The 16508-nt window shown below is 68.3% G+C and carries 12 protein-coding genes; 7 read left to right on the top strand and 5 right to left on the bottom strand.

From position 1 onward, the window contains the following. Window positions 1-165 precede the first annotated feature (165 nt). Window positions 166-1455: an MFS transporter gene (locus ABZW96_RS10580; protein WP_355073342.1), complete on the top strand. Its 1290-nt coding sequence runs from the start codon at window positions 166-168 to the stop codon at window positions 1453-1455. Further along, window positions 1452-2036 carry an isochorismatase family protein gene (locus ABZW96_RS10575; RefSeq protein WP_355073340.1) on the top strand — a complete coding sequence of 195 codons (585 nt, stop codon included), beginning with the start codon at window positions 1452-1454 and terminating at the stop codon, window positions 2034-2036. Before ABZW96_RS10580 ends, ABZW96_RS10575 begins: the two co-directional genes overlap by 4 nt. An 11-nt stretch (window positions 2037-2047) precedes the next feature. On the opposite strand, the gene ABZW96_RS10570 is transcribed toward ABZW96_RS10575, so the two are convergent. Both ABZW96_RS10570 and ABZW96_RS10565 read right to left on the bottom strand, forming a co-directional pair. Continuing rightward, complete coding sequence (locus ABZW96_RS10570) at window positions 2048-3598, bottom strand: adenylate/guanylate cyclase domain-containing protein (protein ID WP_355073339.1); 1551 nt, start codon at window positions 3596-3598, stop codon at window positions 2048-2050. Between the two features lie 91 nt (window positions 3599-3689). Next, a complete protein-coding gene (locus tag ABZW96_RS10565) occupies window positions 3690-5393 on the bottom strand; it encodes a DUF4407 domain-containing protein (RefSeq protein ID WP_355073337.1) in 1704 nt (567 codons plus the stop codon). A gap of 181 nt (window positions 5394-5574) precedes the next feature. Here ABZW96_RS10565 and aroQ point away from each other — a divergent pair, with 181 nt between their 5' ends. The 4 genes from aroQ (at window position 5575) to ABZW96_RS10545 (ending at window position 14222) form a co-directional block, all read left to right on the top strand. Next, entirely contained in the window at window positions 5575-6150 is a 576-nt protein-coding gene (aroQ, locus tag ABZW96_RS10560) for a gamma subclass chorismate mutase AroQ (RefSeq protein WP_355073335.1), read from the top strand. Window positions 6151-6888: 738 nt separating this feature from the next. Beyond that, complete coding sequence (gene gltB, locus ABZW96_RS10555) at window positions 6889-11541, top strand: glutamate synthase large subunit (RefSeq protein WP_355073334.1); 4653 nt, start codon at window positions 6889-6891, stop codon at window positions 11539-11541. Beyond that, window positions 11534-13003: a glutamate synthase subunit beta gene (locus tag ABZW96_RS10550; protein ID WP_355073333.1), complete on the top strand. Its 1470-nt coding sequence runs from the start codon at window positions 11534-11536 to the stop codon at window positions 13001-13003. The genes gltB and ABZW96_RS10550 overlap by 8 nt, the downstream gene beginning before the upstream one ends. Window positions 13004-13322: 319 nt before the next feature. Further along, complete coding sequence (locus ABZW96_RS10545; RefSeq protein WP_355073331.1) at window positions 13323-14222, top strand: cutinase family protein; 900 nt, start codon at window positions 13323-13325, stop codon at window positions 14220-14222. 70 nt (window positions 14223-14292) lie between these two features. On the opposite strand, the gene ABZW96_RS10540 is transcribed toward ABZW96_RS10545, so the two are convergent. Together ABZW96_RS10540 and ABZW96_RS10535 are read right to left on the bottom strand one after the other, a co-directional pair. Beyond that, window positions 14293-14598, bottom strand: coding sequence for a hypothetical protein (locus tag ABZW96_RS10540; protein ID WP_355073329.1), 306 nt, complete (start codon window positions 14596-14598; stop codon window positions 14293-14295). A gap of 229 nt (window positions 14599-14827) precedes the next feature. After that, entirely contained in the window at window positions 14828-15442 is a 615-nt protein-coding gene (locus tag ABZW96_RS10535) for a histidine phosphatase family protein (protein ID WP_355073328.1), read from the bottom strand. An 88-nt stretch (window positions 15443-15530) separates the two neighbouring features. Here ABZW96_RS10535 and ABZW96_RS10530 point away from each other — a divergent pair, with 88 nt between their 5' ends. Then, the gene (locus tag ABZW96_RS10530) at window positions 15531-16109 is read left to right on the top strand and encodes a Uma2 family endonuclease (RefSeq protein WP_355073326.1); all 579 of its coding nucleotides are present in this window, start codon (window positions 15531-15533) and stop codon (window positions 16107-16109) included. Between the two features lie 136 nt (window positions 16110-16245). On the opposite strand, the gene ABZW96_RS10525 is transcribed toward ABZW96_RS10530, so the two are convergent. Then, complete coding sequence (locus ABZW96_RS10525) at window positions 16246-16458, bottom strand: hypothetical protein (RefSeq protein ID WP_355073325.1); 213 nt, start codon at window positions 16456-16458, stop codon at window positions 16246-16248. Window positions 16459-16508: the final 50 nt, after the last annotated feature.

Raw genomic sequence — 16508 nt, 5'->3', positions numbered from 1 at the left:
GGTGTCGGGCGCGTCCGCTCGTATGAAGTCGAGGTAGTCGCTGCGTTCGAATCGCACAACATTTGGTTGTGGATCATCGCTGATTCGGTTGTTTGATCACACCTCCGCGCCTTGCTTTGATCCATGGCGGTCAACAGTGAGTTGTGCGATCGAGAGGTGCGAAGCTTGGGGACCGGACGATCTCTCGGTCGGCAGTTCGGATGGTTGTGGGCGGCCTACGCGGTCAGCGCCTACGGGTCGGGTCTTGGGTTCGGTGCGTTGCCGCTGATCGCCGTGCTGGTGCTGCACGCAGGCCCCGGACAAGTGTCCGCGCTGTCGGCGGTGGGGCCGGCGGTGGGCGCGCTGATCGCGTTGCCGCTCGGGCCGTGGGTGGAATATCGCCGCAAGCGACCGGTGATGATCGCGATGGACCTCACCCGGTTCGCGGTCATGATGACGATCCCGCTCGCCTATGCCTTCGGCCGACTCGGTTTCGTCCAGCTGCTGGTCGTCTCGGCCGTGGTCGCCGCGGCCAAGATCGCCTTCAACGCGGCGAGCGGCGCCTATCTCAAAGCCCTTGTGCGGCCCGACGACCTGCTCGTGGCCAACGCGCGATTCGAGTCGACGACGTGGAGTTCCACCGCCGTAGGGCCGCCGCTGGGCGGAGCGGCGATCGGTTTGTTCGGGCCGGTCACCACCGTGGTGGCCGACGCGCTGAGTTACCTGCTCTCCGCGCTGGCGGTCACGGCGATTCGCGGCAGGGAAGAACCTCCGCGGCGGACCGGCAAGACCCGGCTGCGGGCCGGTGAGTTGCTCGAAGGCTGGCGGTACCTGCTGGCTCATCCGGGATTACGGGCGCTTTACCTCAACCAGCTGCTCGTGGGCGGACTGATCATGGCCACCGAACCGCTCCTGGCCGTACTGCTGCTCCGCGAGCTCGGATTCCCACCCTGGCAGTACGGCCTCGCCTTCGCCGCCCCCTGCGTCGGCGGACTCATCGGCTCACGCCTTGCCGGCCGTGTCGTGGAGCGATACGGCAGGCACCGGGTCCTGCGCACCGTCGGCACGCTGCGCGCGATCTGGCTGATCGGCCTCGCGTTCGTCCAGCCCGGTGTCGCAGGCCTCGCGACGGTGATCGCTGTCGAGCTCGCGATCATCATCAGCATGAGCCTGTACAACCCGGTACTGGCCACCTATCGACTCGAGCACACACCCGAAGACCGCGTCGCCCGCACCCTGTCGGCCTGGTCGATCAGCAGCAGCGCTTCCATCGCAGTGCTCAGCGCGCTCGGCGGACTGCTCGCCGACGTGACCAGCCCGCGCACGGCTATCACGGTCGCGGGACTGCTGATCCTCGTCAGCCCGCTGCTGCTACCCCGTCGCCAGGAATCCGCACCTGCACCCGACCTTGCGGTGGCGACAACCCTTCAACCACAAACGGCAAGCGTTTCGCAGGAAGCCAGGCAAAATTCATGACTGTCACCGCACTCGACCCGTCCAGCGCGCTGGTCCTCGTCGACTTGCAGAACGCCCTCATCGACGCGCCGACCGTCCCCTATACCGGTCGAGAAGTGGTCGCCCGGGCGGTCGAGCTGGCCCGTGCTTTCCACGAGCACAGCGCCCCGGTCGTCCTGGTGCGGATGACGGCCCGTGCGGACGGAGCGGATGCCGCTCCAGGTCGCAGCGACATCTCGAGCCCACCAGGTTCATTGCCCGACGGCTGGGATGTCATCGTCGACGACCTCGCCGGTCACCCTGACGACATCACGGTGACCAAGCGCACTTGGGGTGCCTTCCACGGAACCGACCTCGATCTGCAACTGCGCCGCCGCCGCGTCACACAGATCGTGCTGGCCGGGCTCACCACCAGCATCGGCGTGGAGTCGACCGCTCGCGCCGCCTTCGAACACGGCTACCACGTCACGCTCGCGACGGACGCCATGGCCGATCTGAACGTGGAGGCGCACCGCAACAGCATCGAACGGATCTTCCCCCTCCTCGGCGAAACCGGTTGCACCGCCGAGATCGTCGAAAATCTTGCCAAGACCCGCGCCTGACACCTCGGTCGTCAGGCCGGGCTGGCGAGCCGGGTCGGCGCGAGGCGGCCGCGAAGGGTGACGGATTCACCGAGCCGCCAGTGTCCGGCTTCGGACTCGGCGGACGCCGCGACGGTTGCGCCTGAGGCGAGCAGCAGGCCCTGCTGCTTGGCGAGTTCGCACAGGCGAGCCGCTTCGTTGACGGCGTCGCCGATGACGGTGAACTCGTAGCGCTGATGCGCGCCGACATTGCCCGCGACCACCCGGCCCGCGGCCACGCCGATGGCCGCGACGAAATCGGTCGCGGTGCTGTCGAGCCGAGCCAGGATCGCGCGGGCGGTGGCCAGCGCCGCGCCCGGGGCGTCGGCCAGCGGAGCGGGCGTGCCGAAGACGGCCAGGGCCGCGTCACCCTCGAACTTGTTGACCAGCCCGCCGTGGCGCTCTACCTCGTCGACCACGATGCCGAAGAACCGATTGAGAATGGCGACCATCTCCGGCGCGGGAATGGTCGCGGCCATGGTCGTCGAGCCGACGATGTCGATGAACAGGGCCGCGGCGTCGGTCTCCACACCGCCGAGCGCCGGGTCGCCCGCCAACGCGGCCGCGGCGACCTCACGGCCGACATGCCTGCCGAACAGGTCCCTGATCTGCTCGCGCTCGCGCAGTCCCTCCACCATGTGGTTGAAACCGCTCTGCAGCTCACCCAGCTCGGTGCCGTCGTAAACGGCCAGCGCGACATCGAGATCGCCGTCCTCCACCTGACGCATCGCGCGGCGCACGCCGAGGATGGGCGCGACGGTCGCGGCCAAGGTCTGCGTCATCAGCAGGAGACCGAAGACCAGTGTCGCGCCGCCGAGCGACAGCACGCAGACCGCCAGTCGCGCCTTGGTGACGTCATCCATCGTGAGCGCCAGCACCGCGAGCACCATCATTCCGGCCACCGGCACGCCGGAGCCGACCACCCAGACGACGAGCGAGCGTCCGAAGACGCCGATGCCGCGGCGCCGACCGGAATCCGCGGCTTCCAGCACCCGGGCGGTGACGGGCCGCAGCGCGAACTCGATGATCAGGTAGCTGTTCGCGCACACCACGATGGCGCTGATCGCGATGCCGAAGGCCACCTTCGGGATCAGTTGGGGTTCGGCCAGCCCGTACAGCGTGGTCAGCAGCACGAGCCCGCCGAACCACAGCAGCGCTTGGTCGCGCACCAGCCTGCGCGGCACCGCCGTGGCCGCGGCCATCTCCTCCTCGGTCGGCACGCGGTCCGGATCGGTGGCCCACCGCAGCGCGCGCAATTCGCGGGTGGTGCCCCACCACAGGCCGAGCAACAGCGCGCAGGTCGCGTACAGCGGTGCGGCGAGCACGTCGAGCAGCAGGAGATCCCGGGTGAACACCGACGGGCCCGGCAAGACGAAGCCGACCAGGACGATCGACACGACCATGCCCGTCAGATTGCCCAACAGCGTGGGCACGGTGAGCAACAGCTGGACGCGAATGCGTCGTAGCCCTGACGACTCCTCGGCGGACCCGAGCAATCGCGACCCCCACGGCGCCGCGGCGAGCGTCACCTCCCTGTGTTGCATGGGTGCAGCGTAAGCCGCGGAGCGCCCCAGCGCCGTAGGTCGCACTCGGCCGGATCCGGCGCCGGGTGGGCCGTGGGTGGCAGTGGTGCGGTCAGCGACCCGGCGGCAGTTCGCGGCGGCCGGGCTCGGGGAGTTCGGGGCGGTGGTGGCCCGGCAGTTCGTCACGGTGGGCGCCGGTGGGCAGACCGTAACCCGCTGCGCCGGTGGGCGGAAGCGAGGAATAGCGCGGGGCGTGCGGCGCGGAGTACGCGGCGTCCACGACGGTGGCGGCGATGTGCTGGGCGTGCGCGATCTCGGGCGCGCCGGGCGGCAACTGGTAGCCGACCGCCTGCGGATGCGAGGTCTGGCCGTCGACGGTGACCTTGCGGGTGCGCCGCAGCGTGAAGGTGATCTCCTCGACCTCCTCGAACGCCTGCCGCGCCGTGCGCAACGGATGCGTGGCCGTATCGATCGCGTTGGCGACGAAGGACGGAACGAGCGGCCGGATGAAACGCGCCGCGGTGTCGGTGAACGGGACCGTGCCGATAAGCGGCAGCTCGAGACCGCCGCCGCTCGGCGCTGCCGGTGCGGATGCGACGGCGGGCACCTGCGGGTGCACGCCGGTGGGCGCGGGTAGGTTCGGCGTCGCCTCGTCGGGCATGGCGCTGTCCTTTCGGTCGTCCGCCGTGGCGGCGGGAAGTTCGGGGCGGCGCGGCGGCTCGGTGATGCCGATCTCGATGCCGCCGATGGCCGCGATGATGCGGGTGCGCTGCCGTTCCCGATCGATGGCGGTGTCCGCCTCGACGGCGAGACGAGCGGCGGTGAGCTGCTGCTCGGCGCGCAGGGTCTCGGCCTCGGCGCGTACCTCGGCCTGCTTGACCGCGATCACCGCGTCGGCTTCCCGCTCGGCGCGGTCGTGGACGGTGCGCGCCGCGTTGTGCCGGTCGAACGAGGTCTCGCCACGCCACCAGCGCAGCACCAGCGGCAGCAGCGCGAAGGCGACGAACGCCAGGATGGTGAGAATGCGCAGCGGCAGCGCGTCGTGCACGGTGTAGTCGTTCATCGCCTGCCAGCGCGCGCCGAGCCCACGGTCGGCGTCGTCGAAGGCGGCGGTGCGCGCGGCCGACAGGGCGGCCTGGTCGGCGTCGATCCGGCGATCGGCCGCGTCCACTCGGTCCTGCGCGGTGGCGAGATGCTTGCGGGCGTCGTCGAGCATGGCGTTGGCCGTCTGCGCTTCCGGCCCACGGCCCGGCACGCCGGTGATCCTGGTCCGCGGGCACTCCGGGGTCGGATTGAATTCGCAGCGTGCGATCACCAGGGCGTGGTCGATATCGTTCTGGGCCATCGCGATCGCCTGTTCGAGCGCGGCCCGGTCGGCTTTCGCCCGGTCCAGTTCCGCCTGCGCCGCGACGACCCGCGGCGCGGAATCGAGCGAGCGCTGCGCCTTCTCCGCCAGCACCCGGTCGACGGACCCGCTGAACAGCACAATCGCGGCCAGTTCCGCGAGTAGCCCACCGGCCAGCACGGCGACCGCGATGCGCGCGACCAGCCCGAGCCGATCCGGTCCGCCGCTCGGCCGCGCGGTCGCCAGTGCCCTGGCGAGCGCGCCGGTGAGCGCGGCGACCACGATGCCCGAGGCCAGCGCGGCCGACCACGGCCACGCCGAGGCCGCGGCCAGGGCGGCGACCACACCGGAGATCGTGGCGAACAACAGCACCACAGCACCGGTGACGGCGTATCCGGCACGCTCGTGACGATCGCTGATCGCGCTGGTCCGGCCGCCGCCGAGCCAGGTGAACAAGCCGGTGACGGTCATCGGAATGCACATCCTCTACGTCCCAGGCGCTTTCACGGGCGCGACGAAACTGTCACGGATTCGTTGTGACAGCGTGACAGGCTCGCCCGGTTCGCAGCGAGCAGGGACGGTCGGATGTGGCAAGGCTCACAGATCATCCGGTGCTTCGTATCCGGGGTGGGTGATTCCAGGAGGTCACAACGTGCGCGGAGTCTGGTTGACGCTGTTGGCGGCAGCGCTTCTGATCTGGCCGGTCAGCGCGGGGGCCGCTCCGGCCGACCGGTCGCTCGACCGGCTGGTCGCCCTCGTGGTCGAGCGCTTGGACACCGCCGACGCGGTGGCCGCCGCGAAGTGGTCGACCGCGGGTGAGCGCGGCATCGAGCCGACCATCGACGATCCGGTCCGTGAGGCGGAGGTCTACGAGGTCATGATCCGGCTCGGCCACGACCGTGAGCTGTCGGAGAACTGGGTGCGGCAGGTTTTCCTCGGGCAGATCGAGGCCAGCAAGACGGTGCAGCGGGGGCTGATGACGAGGTGGCGCTTCGACCCAGCCGCGGCGCCCACCGCGCCGGTGGGACTCGACTCGGTGCGCCCGGTCATCGACCGGGTGAACGTCGAGATCCTCGATCAGCTCGCCGGGCGCCGAGCGGAGCTGACCGCGCCGGATTGCGCGGAACAGTTGGCGCGCAGCGTCTTCGGCGTGGTCGTCGCGGACCGCGCCGATGTCCTGCACCGAGCGGCGCTGGTGCGGGCCGCCGTGTCGCTCTGCGCGGCGTAGGGCGCGGCCGGGCCCGCCGGGCGACCCGCGCGGAAAGATGTGTCCAACACCACTTCCTGATATTTGCTGGTTATGTGCTGAACCCCACAGTGGGCAAAAGAGTCCGGACGGTCGGATCATATTCATTGCTTGTCACGCAGCTGTCGGAAATCTCTCATCGGTCACAGCGCCGAGTTAGCCGCCGCCACTTGGTTTGCCGGGCATCCCGCGGGGGAAATCCATTTCGACGCAGGTGAGGGCGGTTTCCGGGTCTCGTGAGGAAGGTCTCGGGTAGGTGTCGCGCGTCGGTTTTCCCAGCTGGCACCGGGTGCCATGGGGATCGATCGCATGGCGCTCGCTGCTTTACACTGGACGGCGCGCACACGTGGAGGACCCAATGCAGAAGCCCAGCTAAACCTGGTTATTAGCGCAACCTAAGTTGGTTGGGCCCTGGACCTGACTTATCGTTTGCTCTTACGCCGAACACAGAACGTTCGGCTACCTCGCCCGCTCGGGCAGCCCTAGCCAGGTGCTCAGCGTAGCGGTCGAGCACCCGCTCGGAGGTAAGGATCTTGTTAGGGATCCGTTACCGAAGGGCACCCACTACGTCACAGAAGCGGGTGGAAAAAACTGCAGACCTGACTGCACGCCGAAGACCATCAGCGCGGCTGGCTTCGGAACGTACGGGCGCAGTCTTGTACGGAGGCGTTCGACGAAAGGCCGTTTTCTTCGAAGGCCGACTTTCCTGAAGGCAGAGGCATGACGCAACTTCCTGGCCACCGGTCACCTGGACCCATCGGGCTCTACGACCCGGCGAACGAGCACGACGCCTGCGGCGTCGCATTCGTCGTCGACATGCACGGCCGCCGCAGCCGCGACATCGTCGACAAGGCTATTACGGCTCTGTTGAACCTGGAGCACCGTGGCGCCGCGGGCGCCGAGCCCAACAGCGGCGACGGTGCGGGCATCCTGATCCAGGTCCCGGACCGCTTCTTCCGCGCCATCGTGGACTTCGAGTTGCCGCCGGAGGGTTCCTACGCCACCGGTATCGCCTTCCTGCCGCAGGCCCGCCGCGAAGCCGCGCGCGCCGCCTACGGCGTGGAGAAGATCGTCAAGGAAGAGGGCCTCGACGTCCTCGGCTGGCGCGAGGTGCCGATCGACGAGTCGTCGCTGGGCGCGCTGGCGCGCGACGCCATGCCGAGCTTCCGGCAGATCTTCATCGCATCGCCGAAGAACGCCTCCGATCCGCTGTCGGATATGGATCTGGAGCGTCGCGCCTACGTGGTGCGCAAGCGCGTCGAGCGTGAGCTGGGGTCGGCCGGAGCCGGTGAGGGTGCGGTCGGCAGGGAGTCGGTCTACTTCCCGAGCCTGTCGGGGCAGACCTTCGTCTATAAGGGCATGTTCACCACGCCGCAGCTGCGCGCGTTCTACCTGGATCTGCAGGACTCCCGGGTGGAGAGCGCCCTCGGCATCGTGCACTCCCGGTTCTCCACCAACACCTTCCCGTCCTGGCCGCTGGCGCACCCGTTCCGCCGGGTGGCGCACAACGGTGAGATCAACACCGTCACCGGCAACGAGAACTGGATGCGCGCCCGCGAGGCGCTGCTGCGCAGCGACGTCTTCGGCGTCGACTCGGCGGGCAAGAACCGGCTGGAGAAGATCTTCCCCGTCTGTACCCCGGGGGCGAGCGACACCGCCCGGTTCGACGAGGTGCTGGAACTGCTGCACCTCGGCGGCCGCAGCTTGCCCCACGCCGTGCTGATGATGATTCCCGAGGCCTGGGAACGCAACGAGAACATGAACCCGCAGCAGCGGGCCTTCTACGAGTACCACTCGATGCTGATGGAGCCGTGGGACGGCCCCGCGTCGGTGTGCTTCACCGACGGCACCGTCGTCGGCGCCGTGCTCGACCGCAACGGCCTGCGGCCGAGCCGCATCTGGGTGACCGACGACGGCCTGGTCGTGATGGCCTCCGAGGTCGGCGTCCTGGACATCGACCCGTCCAAGGTGGTCAAGAAGGCGCGCTTGCAGCCGGGCCGCATGTTCCTGGTCGACACCGCCCAGGGCCGCATCGTCGGTGACGAAGAGGTCAAGTCCCTGCTCGCCGCCGAGCAGCCCTACCAGGAGTGGCTGGACGCGGGCGTCTCCCGCCTGGCCGACCTGCCCGACCGCCCGCACGTGCACATGTCGCACGACCGCGTGCTGATTCGCCAGCAGATCTTCGGATACACCACCGAGGAGCTCAACCTGCTGATCTCGCCGATGGCCAAGACCGGAGGCGAAGCGCTCGGCTCGATGGGCACCGACACCCCGATCGCGGTGCTCTCGGCCCGTCCGCGCCTGCTGTTCGACTACTTCTCCCAGCTGTTCGCGCAGGTCACCAACCCGCCGCTGGACGCGATCCGGGAAGAGGTGGTCACCAGCCTCAAGCGCAACATCGGCCCGGAGGCCGACCTGCTGCACCCGGGACCGGAGTCCTGCAACATGATCGCGCTCGAGCAGCCGATCCTGGACAACGACGAGCTGGCCAAGCTCGTGCACATCAACGACGACGGATCGCACCCCGAGCTGCGCTCGGTGGTCGTGCGCGGCCTGTACCCCGTGAAGAAGGGCGGCAAGGGCCTGCGCAGGGCGCTGGAGGCGATCAACACCCAGGTGTCGGCCGCCATCGACGGCGGCGCGCGGATCATCGTGCTGTCCGACCGCGAGTCCAACGAGAAGCTGGCGCCGATCCCTTCGCTGCTGCTGACCTCGTCGGTGCACCACCACCTGGTGCGCGAGCGCACCCGTACCAAGGTCGGCCTGGTCGTGGAGGCCGGTGACGCCCGCGAGGTGCACCACATGGCCACCCTGGTCGGCTTCGGCGCCGCCGCGATCAACCCCTACATGGCCTTCGAGAGCATCGAGGACATGCTCGAGCGCGGCGCGCTCGAGGTACCGGGCAGCACCGGCGACCTGGCCGCCGACTACCGCAAGGCGGTCGCGAACTACAACAAGGCCGCGGGCAAGGGTGTGCTGAAGGTGATGTCCAAGATGGGCATCTCCACGCTGGCCTCCTACAACGGCGCCCAGCTGTTCCAGGTGATCGGCCTGTCGCAGGACCTGGTGGACGAGTACTTCACCGGCCTGCGCTCGCACTTGGACGGCATCGGCCTGGACGAGATCGCCGACGACGTCGCGCAGCGGCACCGCATCGCGTTCCTGGAGAACCGCAACGAGCGCGCGCACCGCGAGCTCGAGGTCGGCGGCGAGTACCAGTGGCGGCGCGAGGGCGAATACCACCTGTTCAACCCGGACACGGTGTTCAAACTGCAGCACGCCACCCGGTCCGGCCAGTACTCGATCTTCAAGGAGTACACCAAGCTGGTCGACGACCAGTCCGAGCGGCTGGCATCGCTGCGCGGTCTGTTCAAGTTCAAGCACAACGCGCGTTCCCCGATCTCCATCGACGAGGTCGAGCCGGTATCGGCGATCGTGAAGCGGTTCTCCACCGGCGCGATGAGCTACGGCTCCATCTCGGCGGAGGCGCACGAAACCCTGGCGATCGCGATGAACCGTCTCGGCGGCCGGTCGAACTCGGGCGAGGGCGGCGAGTCCCCGGCGCGCTTCGAGCCGGAGGAGAACGGCGACTGGCGGCGCAGCGCGATCAAGCAGGTGGCCTCCGGCCGCTTCGGCGTGACCGCGCACTACCTGACCAACTGCACCGACATCCAGATCAAGATGGCGCAGGGCGCGAAGCCCGGTGAGGGCGGCCAGCTTCCGGCGCACAAGGTGTACCCGTGGGTCGCCGAGGTGCGGCACTCGACGCCGGGCGTCGGCCTGATCTCGCCGCCGCCGCACCACGACATCTACTCGATCGAGGATCTGGCGCAGCTGATCCACGACCTGAAGAACGCGAACCCGCAGGCGCGCATCCACGTGAAGCTGGTCGCCGAGCCGGGCGTCGGCACCGTCGCGGCGGGCGTCTCCAAGGCGCACGCCGATGTCGTGCTGATCTCGGGCCACGACGGCGGCACCGGTGCTTCGCCGTTGACCTCGCTGAAGCACGCGGGCGGCCCCTGGGAGCTCGGCTTGGCCGAGACCCAGCAGACGCTGCTGCTCAACGGGCTGCGTGACCGCATCGTCGTGCAGGTCGACGGCCAGATGAAGACCGGCCGCGATGTGATGATCGCCGCGCTGCTCGGCGCCGAGGAGTACGGCTTCGCCACCGCACCGCTGGTGGTGTCGGGCTGCATCATGATGCGCGTCTGCCACCTGGACACCTGCCCGGTCGGCGTCGCGACGCAGAACCCGGTGCTGCGCGAGCGGTTCACCGGCAAGCCGGAATTCGTCGAGAACTTCTTCCGGTTCATCGCGGAAGAGGTCAGGGAACTGCTGGCGCAGTTGGGCTTCCGCTCGCTGGACGAGGCGATCGGCCGGGTGGACCTGCTCGACACCTCGCGCGCCAAGCAGCACTGGAAGGCCAGCAAGCTGGACCTCTCGCCGATCCTGGACGACGTCGAGACGGCGTTCATGTACCAGGACCGCCGCTGCACCAAGGCGCAGGACCACGGCCTGGACAAGGCGCTGGACCAGCAGCTGATCGTGCAGAGCCGCGACGCGCTCGAGCGCGGTCAGGCGGTGAAGTTCGAGACCAAGATCACGAACGTGAACCGCACCGTCGGCACCATGCTCGGCCACGAGGTGACCAAGCTCTACGGTGGCGCGGGCCTGCCCGACGACACCATCGACATCACCTTCACCGGGTCGGCGGGCAACAGCTTCGGCGCCTTCGTGCCCGCCGGCATCACGCTGCGCGTGCAGGGTGACGCGAACGACTATGTCGGCAAGGGTCTTTCCGGCGGCCGCCTGGTGGTGCGCCCGTCGCTGAACGCGCCCGGCGAGTTCGTCGCCGAGCAGAACATCATCGCGGGCAACGTGATCCTGTTCGGCGCCACCAGCGGCCAGGTCTTCCTCAGCGGTGTGGTCGGCGAGCGGTTCGCCGTGCGCAACTCCGGCGCCACCGCGGTGGTCGAGGGCGTGGGCGACCACGGCTGTGAGTACATGACCGGCGGCCGGGTGGTCATCCTGGGTGAGACCGGACGCAACTTCGGCGCCGGTATGTCCGGCGGCGTGGCGTTCGTCTTCGACCCGAACGGCACCTTCGCGTCCAAGCTCAACCCCGAGCAGGCCGACGCCGTCGAGCAGCTGGCCGGTGACGATTTCACCTGGCTGCACGACATCATCACCCAGCACCGTGACCAGACCGGTTCCCCGGTGGCCGAGCGCATTCTGAGCGACTGGTCGCAGCAGGTGAACCATTTCGTGAAGGTCATGCCGCGCGAATACAAGAAGGTTTTGCTCGCCATCTCCGAAGCTGAGAAGAGCGGCAAGGACGTGGACGAAGCGATTATGGAGGCCGCTCGTGGCTGACCCCCAGGGTTTTCTGAAGCACACCGCACGGGAACTGCCCAAGCGGCGCCCGGTGCCGCTGCGCCTGATGGACTGGAAAGAGGTCTACGAGGAGAACTTCTCCCACCAGACCTTGCAGACCCAGGCCAGCCGGTGCATGGACTGCGGTATCCCGTTCTGCCACAACGGCTGTCCGCTGGGGAACCTGATCCCCGAGTGGAACGACCTGGTCTACAAGGACCGCTGGCGCGAAGGCATCGACCGGCTGCACGCGACCAACAACTTCCCGGAGTTCACCGGGCGGTTGTGTCCCGCGCCGTGTGAGGCGTCCTGCGTGCTCGGCATCAACCAGGATCCGGTCACGATCAAGCAGGTCGAGGTCGAGATCATCGAGAACGCCTTCGACGAGGGCTGGGTGACCCCGGTCTACCCGACCCGCCTCACCGGCAAGAAGGTCGCCGTCGTCGGTTCCGGCCCGGCCGGTCTGGCCGCGGCGCAGCAGCTGACCCGCGCCGGGCACACCGTGACCGTGTTCGAGCGGGCCGACCGCATCGGCGGTCTGCTGCGCTACGGCATCCCGGAATTCAAGATGGAGAAGCGCTTCATCGATCGCCGTCTCGCGCAGATGGAGGCCGAGGGCACCATCTTCAAGACCGGTGTGAACGTGGGCGTCGACATCACCGCCGAGCAGTTGCGCGAGCAGTACGACGCGATCGTGCTGGCCGGCGGCGCCACGCTGGCGCGTGACCTGCCGATCCCGGGCCGCGATCTGGACGGCATCCACCAGGCCATGGAGTTCCTGCCCTGGGCCAACCGGGTGCAGCTCGGCGACGACGTCACCGACGAAGCGGGCCTGCCGCCCATCCACGCGAAGGACAAGAAGGTCGTCATCATCGGCGGTGGCGACACCGGCGCCGACTGCCTCGGCACCTCGCACCGGCAGGGCGCGGCGAGCATCCACCAGTTCGAGATCATGCCGCGTCCCCCGGAGGAGCGGGCCGCGTCCACCCCGTGGCCGACCTACCCGCTGATGTACCGGGTCTCCTCGGCGCACGAGGAGGGCGGCGAGCGCGTGTTCTCGGTGAACACCGAGCGCTTCGTCGGCGCGGACGGCAAGGTGACCGGCCTGGAGGCGCACGAGGTCAAGATGGTCAACGGCCGGTTCGAGAAGGTGGAGGGCACCGACTTCACGCTCGAGGCCGACCTGGTGCTGCTGGCCATGGGCTTCGTCGGTCCCGAGAAGCCGGGCCTGCTCAGCGATCTCGGCGTCGGCTACGACCAGCGCGGCAACGTGCAGCGCGACAAGAACTGGGCGACCAACGTTCCCGGCGTCTTCGTCGCGGGTGACATGGGCCGCGGCCAGTCGCTCATCGTCTGGGCCATCGCCGAAGGCCGCGCCGCGGCCGCGGGCGTGGACCGGTACCTGGAAGGCGAGACCGCCCTCCCGGCGCCGATCACCCCCACCATGGTGGCTCAGCGCTAGGTCCCCTCTCTTACCGGAGCGGAAACGAAAGGCGCCTGTGGACAACTCGTCCGCAGGCGCCTTTTCGCGTGCGATTTCCCGGCTTCGAGTCGCCCCGGCCACGGAAATCCGACACACTGCGGGGTTCGAATGGCATTGCGGCGGGCGTGGCCTTATTGTGATCTCCGGCGTACTGCTGATCTTGGGATGTGGTTATGAGCGCACCTCATCCGGTCGGGTGACTTCTGTTCACCCGGCGTGCACTGGAACGACATCCAGTGCGTTCAGCATTGACGCGGCAACTCGGCGGGAAGTCGACGAGGGCGAGGTTTGGAGCGGTATGCAGTGGAAGAAGGTCGTCGCGGCTCTGGGTGCGTCCGCGACCGTGATGTCCGGATTGGTTCTCGGTAGCGGTTCGGCGAACGCCGCCCCCGGCTGCCCGAGCCTGTACGTGGTGGCGATCCCGGGTACCTGGGAGACCGGGCACGAAAAGAACCCGCAGCCGGGCATGCTGTCCGGCGTCACCCGTGGCCTACCGTCCTCCGCGGAGGTCGACTACGTGACCTATGCCGCGACCGCCTTTCCCTGGGAGGGCGAGGTTTACGGCAACTCCAAGAAGGAAGCGGTCGACAACGCGCGTGGCCTGATCGCGAACATGGCGCAGCAGTGCGGTGCGACCAAGATCGCGCTGGTCGGCTACAGCCAGGGCGCGGACGCCGCCGGTGACCTCGCCGCCGAGATCGGCACCGGCCTCGGTGTCGTGCCGCCCGACCGCATCGCCGGCGTGGGCCTGATCTCCGATCCGCGTCGTTCGCCCACCGACATCCAGGTCGGCCCGGTCGCGCCGGGAGCGGGCGCCGGTGGTCCCCGTGTCGGCGGCTTCGGCTGGATCAGTGACCGCACCCGCACCATCTGCGCGCTCGACGACCTCTACTGCGCCACCGCGACCGAGGACTTCGTCACACGGTTCGCCGGTTTCCTCGCCCAGGCGTCGGACGCCAATCCGGCCAACATGTGGCGCTACCAGATCGAGGCGGGCAACATCTTCGGCGATCTGATGAGTTCGGGCGGTGTCCCGGTCCTGCAGGCGCAGCTGACCGACTCGGCCAACGAGCAGCGAGTCAAGGACCTGGAGCGTTTCTACAAGTCGCAGGCGCATACCCTGTACGGCAGCTACCCGGTGGGTGGCGGCCAGACGGCCATCTCCTGGATGCACAACTGGATCGCGGGCATGGCCTGACCTGGCACCGAAACCACAGGGCCCACCTCCGAAACTCGGAAGTGGGCCCTTTTCGATGCGGCCGGAGGGTCTAACTGGACCCGGTGGGCGGAAGCACATGGAAGAAGTGCTTCTGCCGCGGGCCATCCCGCCACGGGCCGTTGTCCGGCCCACAGTCCGGCCCGTCGTGCCGTTCGAAACGTTCGAAATGACGAGGGCCGCCGTCGATGTCGGTGCCCTGCTGCGGCGCGTCCACTAGCTGGATCTGCGCCTGGTCGGCGGTGGTTTCGGCGGACGCGGTCGCCGCGAGGGCCGCGAGCGGGACGGTGATCAGCGCACCGGCCGCGGCGACCCCGGCCAGACGCCGCAGCGGCGTAGCGGTTTTGGAGAGCGACACGGAATTCCTTTCTCTCGAACCGTGAGTCGCCGTTCGGCAGCGGCTCACCGGTCCTATCGAAGGTTCGGTCACTGGGACATCGGTGCGACGGGCCTGGCAATCGGCTGTGAATAACTCAGCGCGTGGCGATCAGCGGATCGCCGGCATGGTCTGAGCAGGCACCGAAAACGTAGGGACCTCCCGTGACTGGGACACCGGTGCGGTCGGCCTGGCAATCCTCTGTGAGTGCTCAGCTCGAGGCGATATTGCGGGGCAACAGGTCCCAGACGTGCCCGTTCTCGTTGACGGTGGCGGCCGTGCGGCGCCCCGTGCGGGAGAACAGGATGCGGGTGATCGAGCAGTAGTCGATGGGGAAGGTCAGCGGCCTCTCCAGCTCGAGGACCTCTTGCAGCAGCACGTTGATCACACCGCCGTGCGCGAACGCGACGACAGTGTCGGCCGGATCGGTGGCCGCGACGATATCGGCGACCGCGGCGTACACCCTGGCCTTGAATGCCGCACCGTCCACCTGCACCGGAAGATGCCCGGCCTTGATCCGGTCATAGGCGTCGCGGAATTCGACCTTCGCGTCCTCGATGGGAATGTAGGCCGGTAGATCGCGATCGTATTCGGCGAGGTCGTCGACGACATCGACACCGAGCCCCAGTTTCGTGGCGGTCGGCGCCGCCGTCTCCCGAGCCCGGCGCTGCGGGCTGCTCACCACCCGAGAGATCCGGTAATGGCCGAGCGCCGCGGGCACCCGCTCGGCCTGCTCCAGCCCTACCGGGGCCAACTCCGGATCGGCGGGCCCACCCGAAGTCAGCATCCGGACCGGCTGGGCATGGCGAACGAGAATCAACTGCACCCACCCCACTCTGCCGCATACCCTTGGCCCACTCCATCCGGCCCCATCGACCCTTCGTCCGGCCCACCAGGGGTGACATACTCGAACCATGACCGTCGAGCCGTTTCCGCAGTGGCTGCGCCCGCCGCCGGGCGGGTTCGTCGCCGAGGATCTCGATCGCCTGCCAGACCTTCCCCCGCACACCGAGCTGATCGACGGGAGTCTCGTCTTCGTGAGTCCGCAGGCGAAGTTCCACATGTTGGTGATCACGCTGCTCGACTCCGTGCTCCGCCATTTCGCCCCGGCGCACCTTCGGGTGCGGCGGGAAATGACAGTGACGCTCGGGCGGGACCAGCGTCCGGAACCCGACCTGGTCGTCATCCACGCCGACCGTGACGGCGGTCCCGAACTCACCTCCTATCTCGCCGATGACGTCGTCTTGGCAGTCGAGGTGGTGTCGGCGGAATCCCGCACCCGGGATCGCGAGCGGAAGCCGCAACTCTATGCCCGCGCGGGCATCGCTCACTTCTGGCGAGTGGAGAACGTGGATGGCCGCCCCGTCGTCTACGTGTACGAACTGGATCCGGCCACGAAGACGTACGCGCTTACCGGAATTCACCACGATCGCCTGAAGCTGACCGTGCCGTTCGATCTGGATATCGATCTCACCGAGACCGATCGGTTGTAGAAAAGGTCGGTACGGCTCGGTTGGCCGACCCGGCCAAGAGCCGCCAGTGGCGACGGAATCGGCATCCGAGCGCGCCTGAGACCACAGCGACGACGGCACGGTTCGTATCGCGAAGCCGGGCCGTCGGTGTCTGTCGTTAGTTGTTCTTCCTGCGCTTGGTCAGCAGGTAGATGCCGCCGATGATCAGGGCGACCACCAGCAGGCAGCAGAGTGCGCCGATGATCAGGCCGCCGCCGCCCCTGCTCTTCTTCTTTTTGGCGGCCAACTCGAGCGCGGAGTTCCAGGTGTCGGGGCTGGCCCATACGGTGTGGTCCAGCAGACTCGCGTTCGTCAGCAGATCAAGGTACATATCCGAACCCCTTCGGTGTCGCGGCCTCCTCCCGGGGCCGAACCTCCAAG

It is taken from the genome of Nocardia sp. NPDC004168 (genome assembly GCF_040610355.1).
GTDB classification, from domain to species: Bacteria; Actinomycetota; Actinomycetes; order Mycobacteriales; family Mycobacteriaceae; genus Nocardia; species Nocardia sichangensis.
This window is presented reverse-complemented; position numbering and strand designations above follow the sequence as displayed.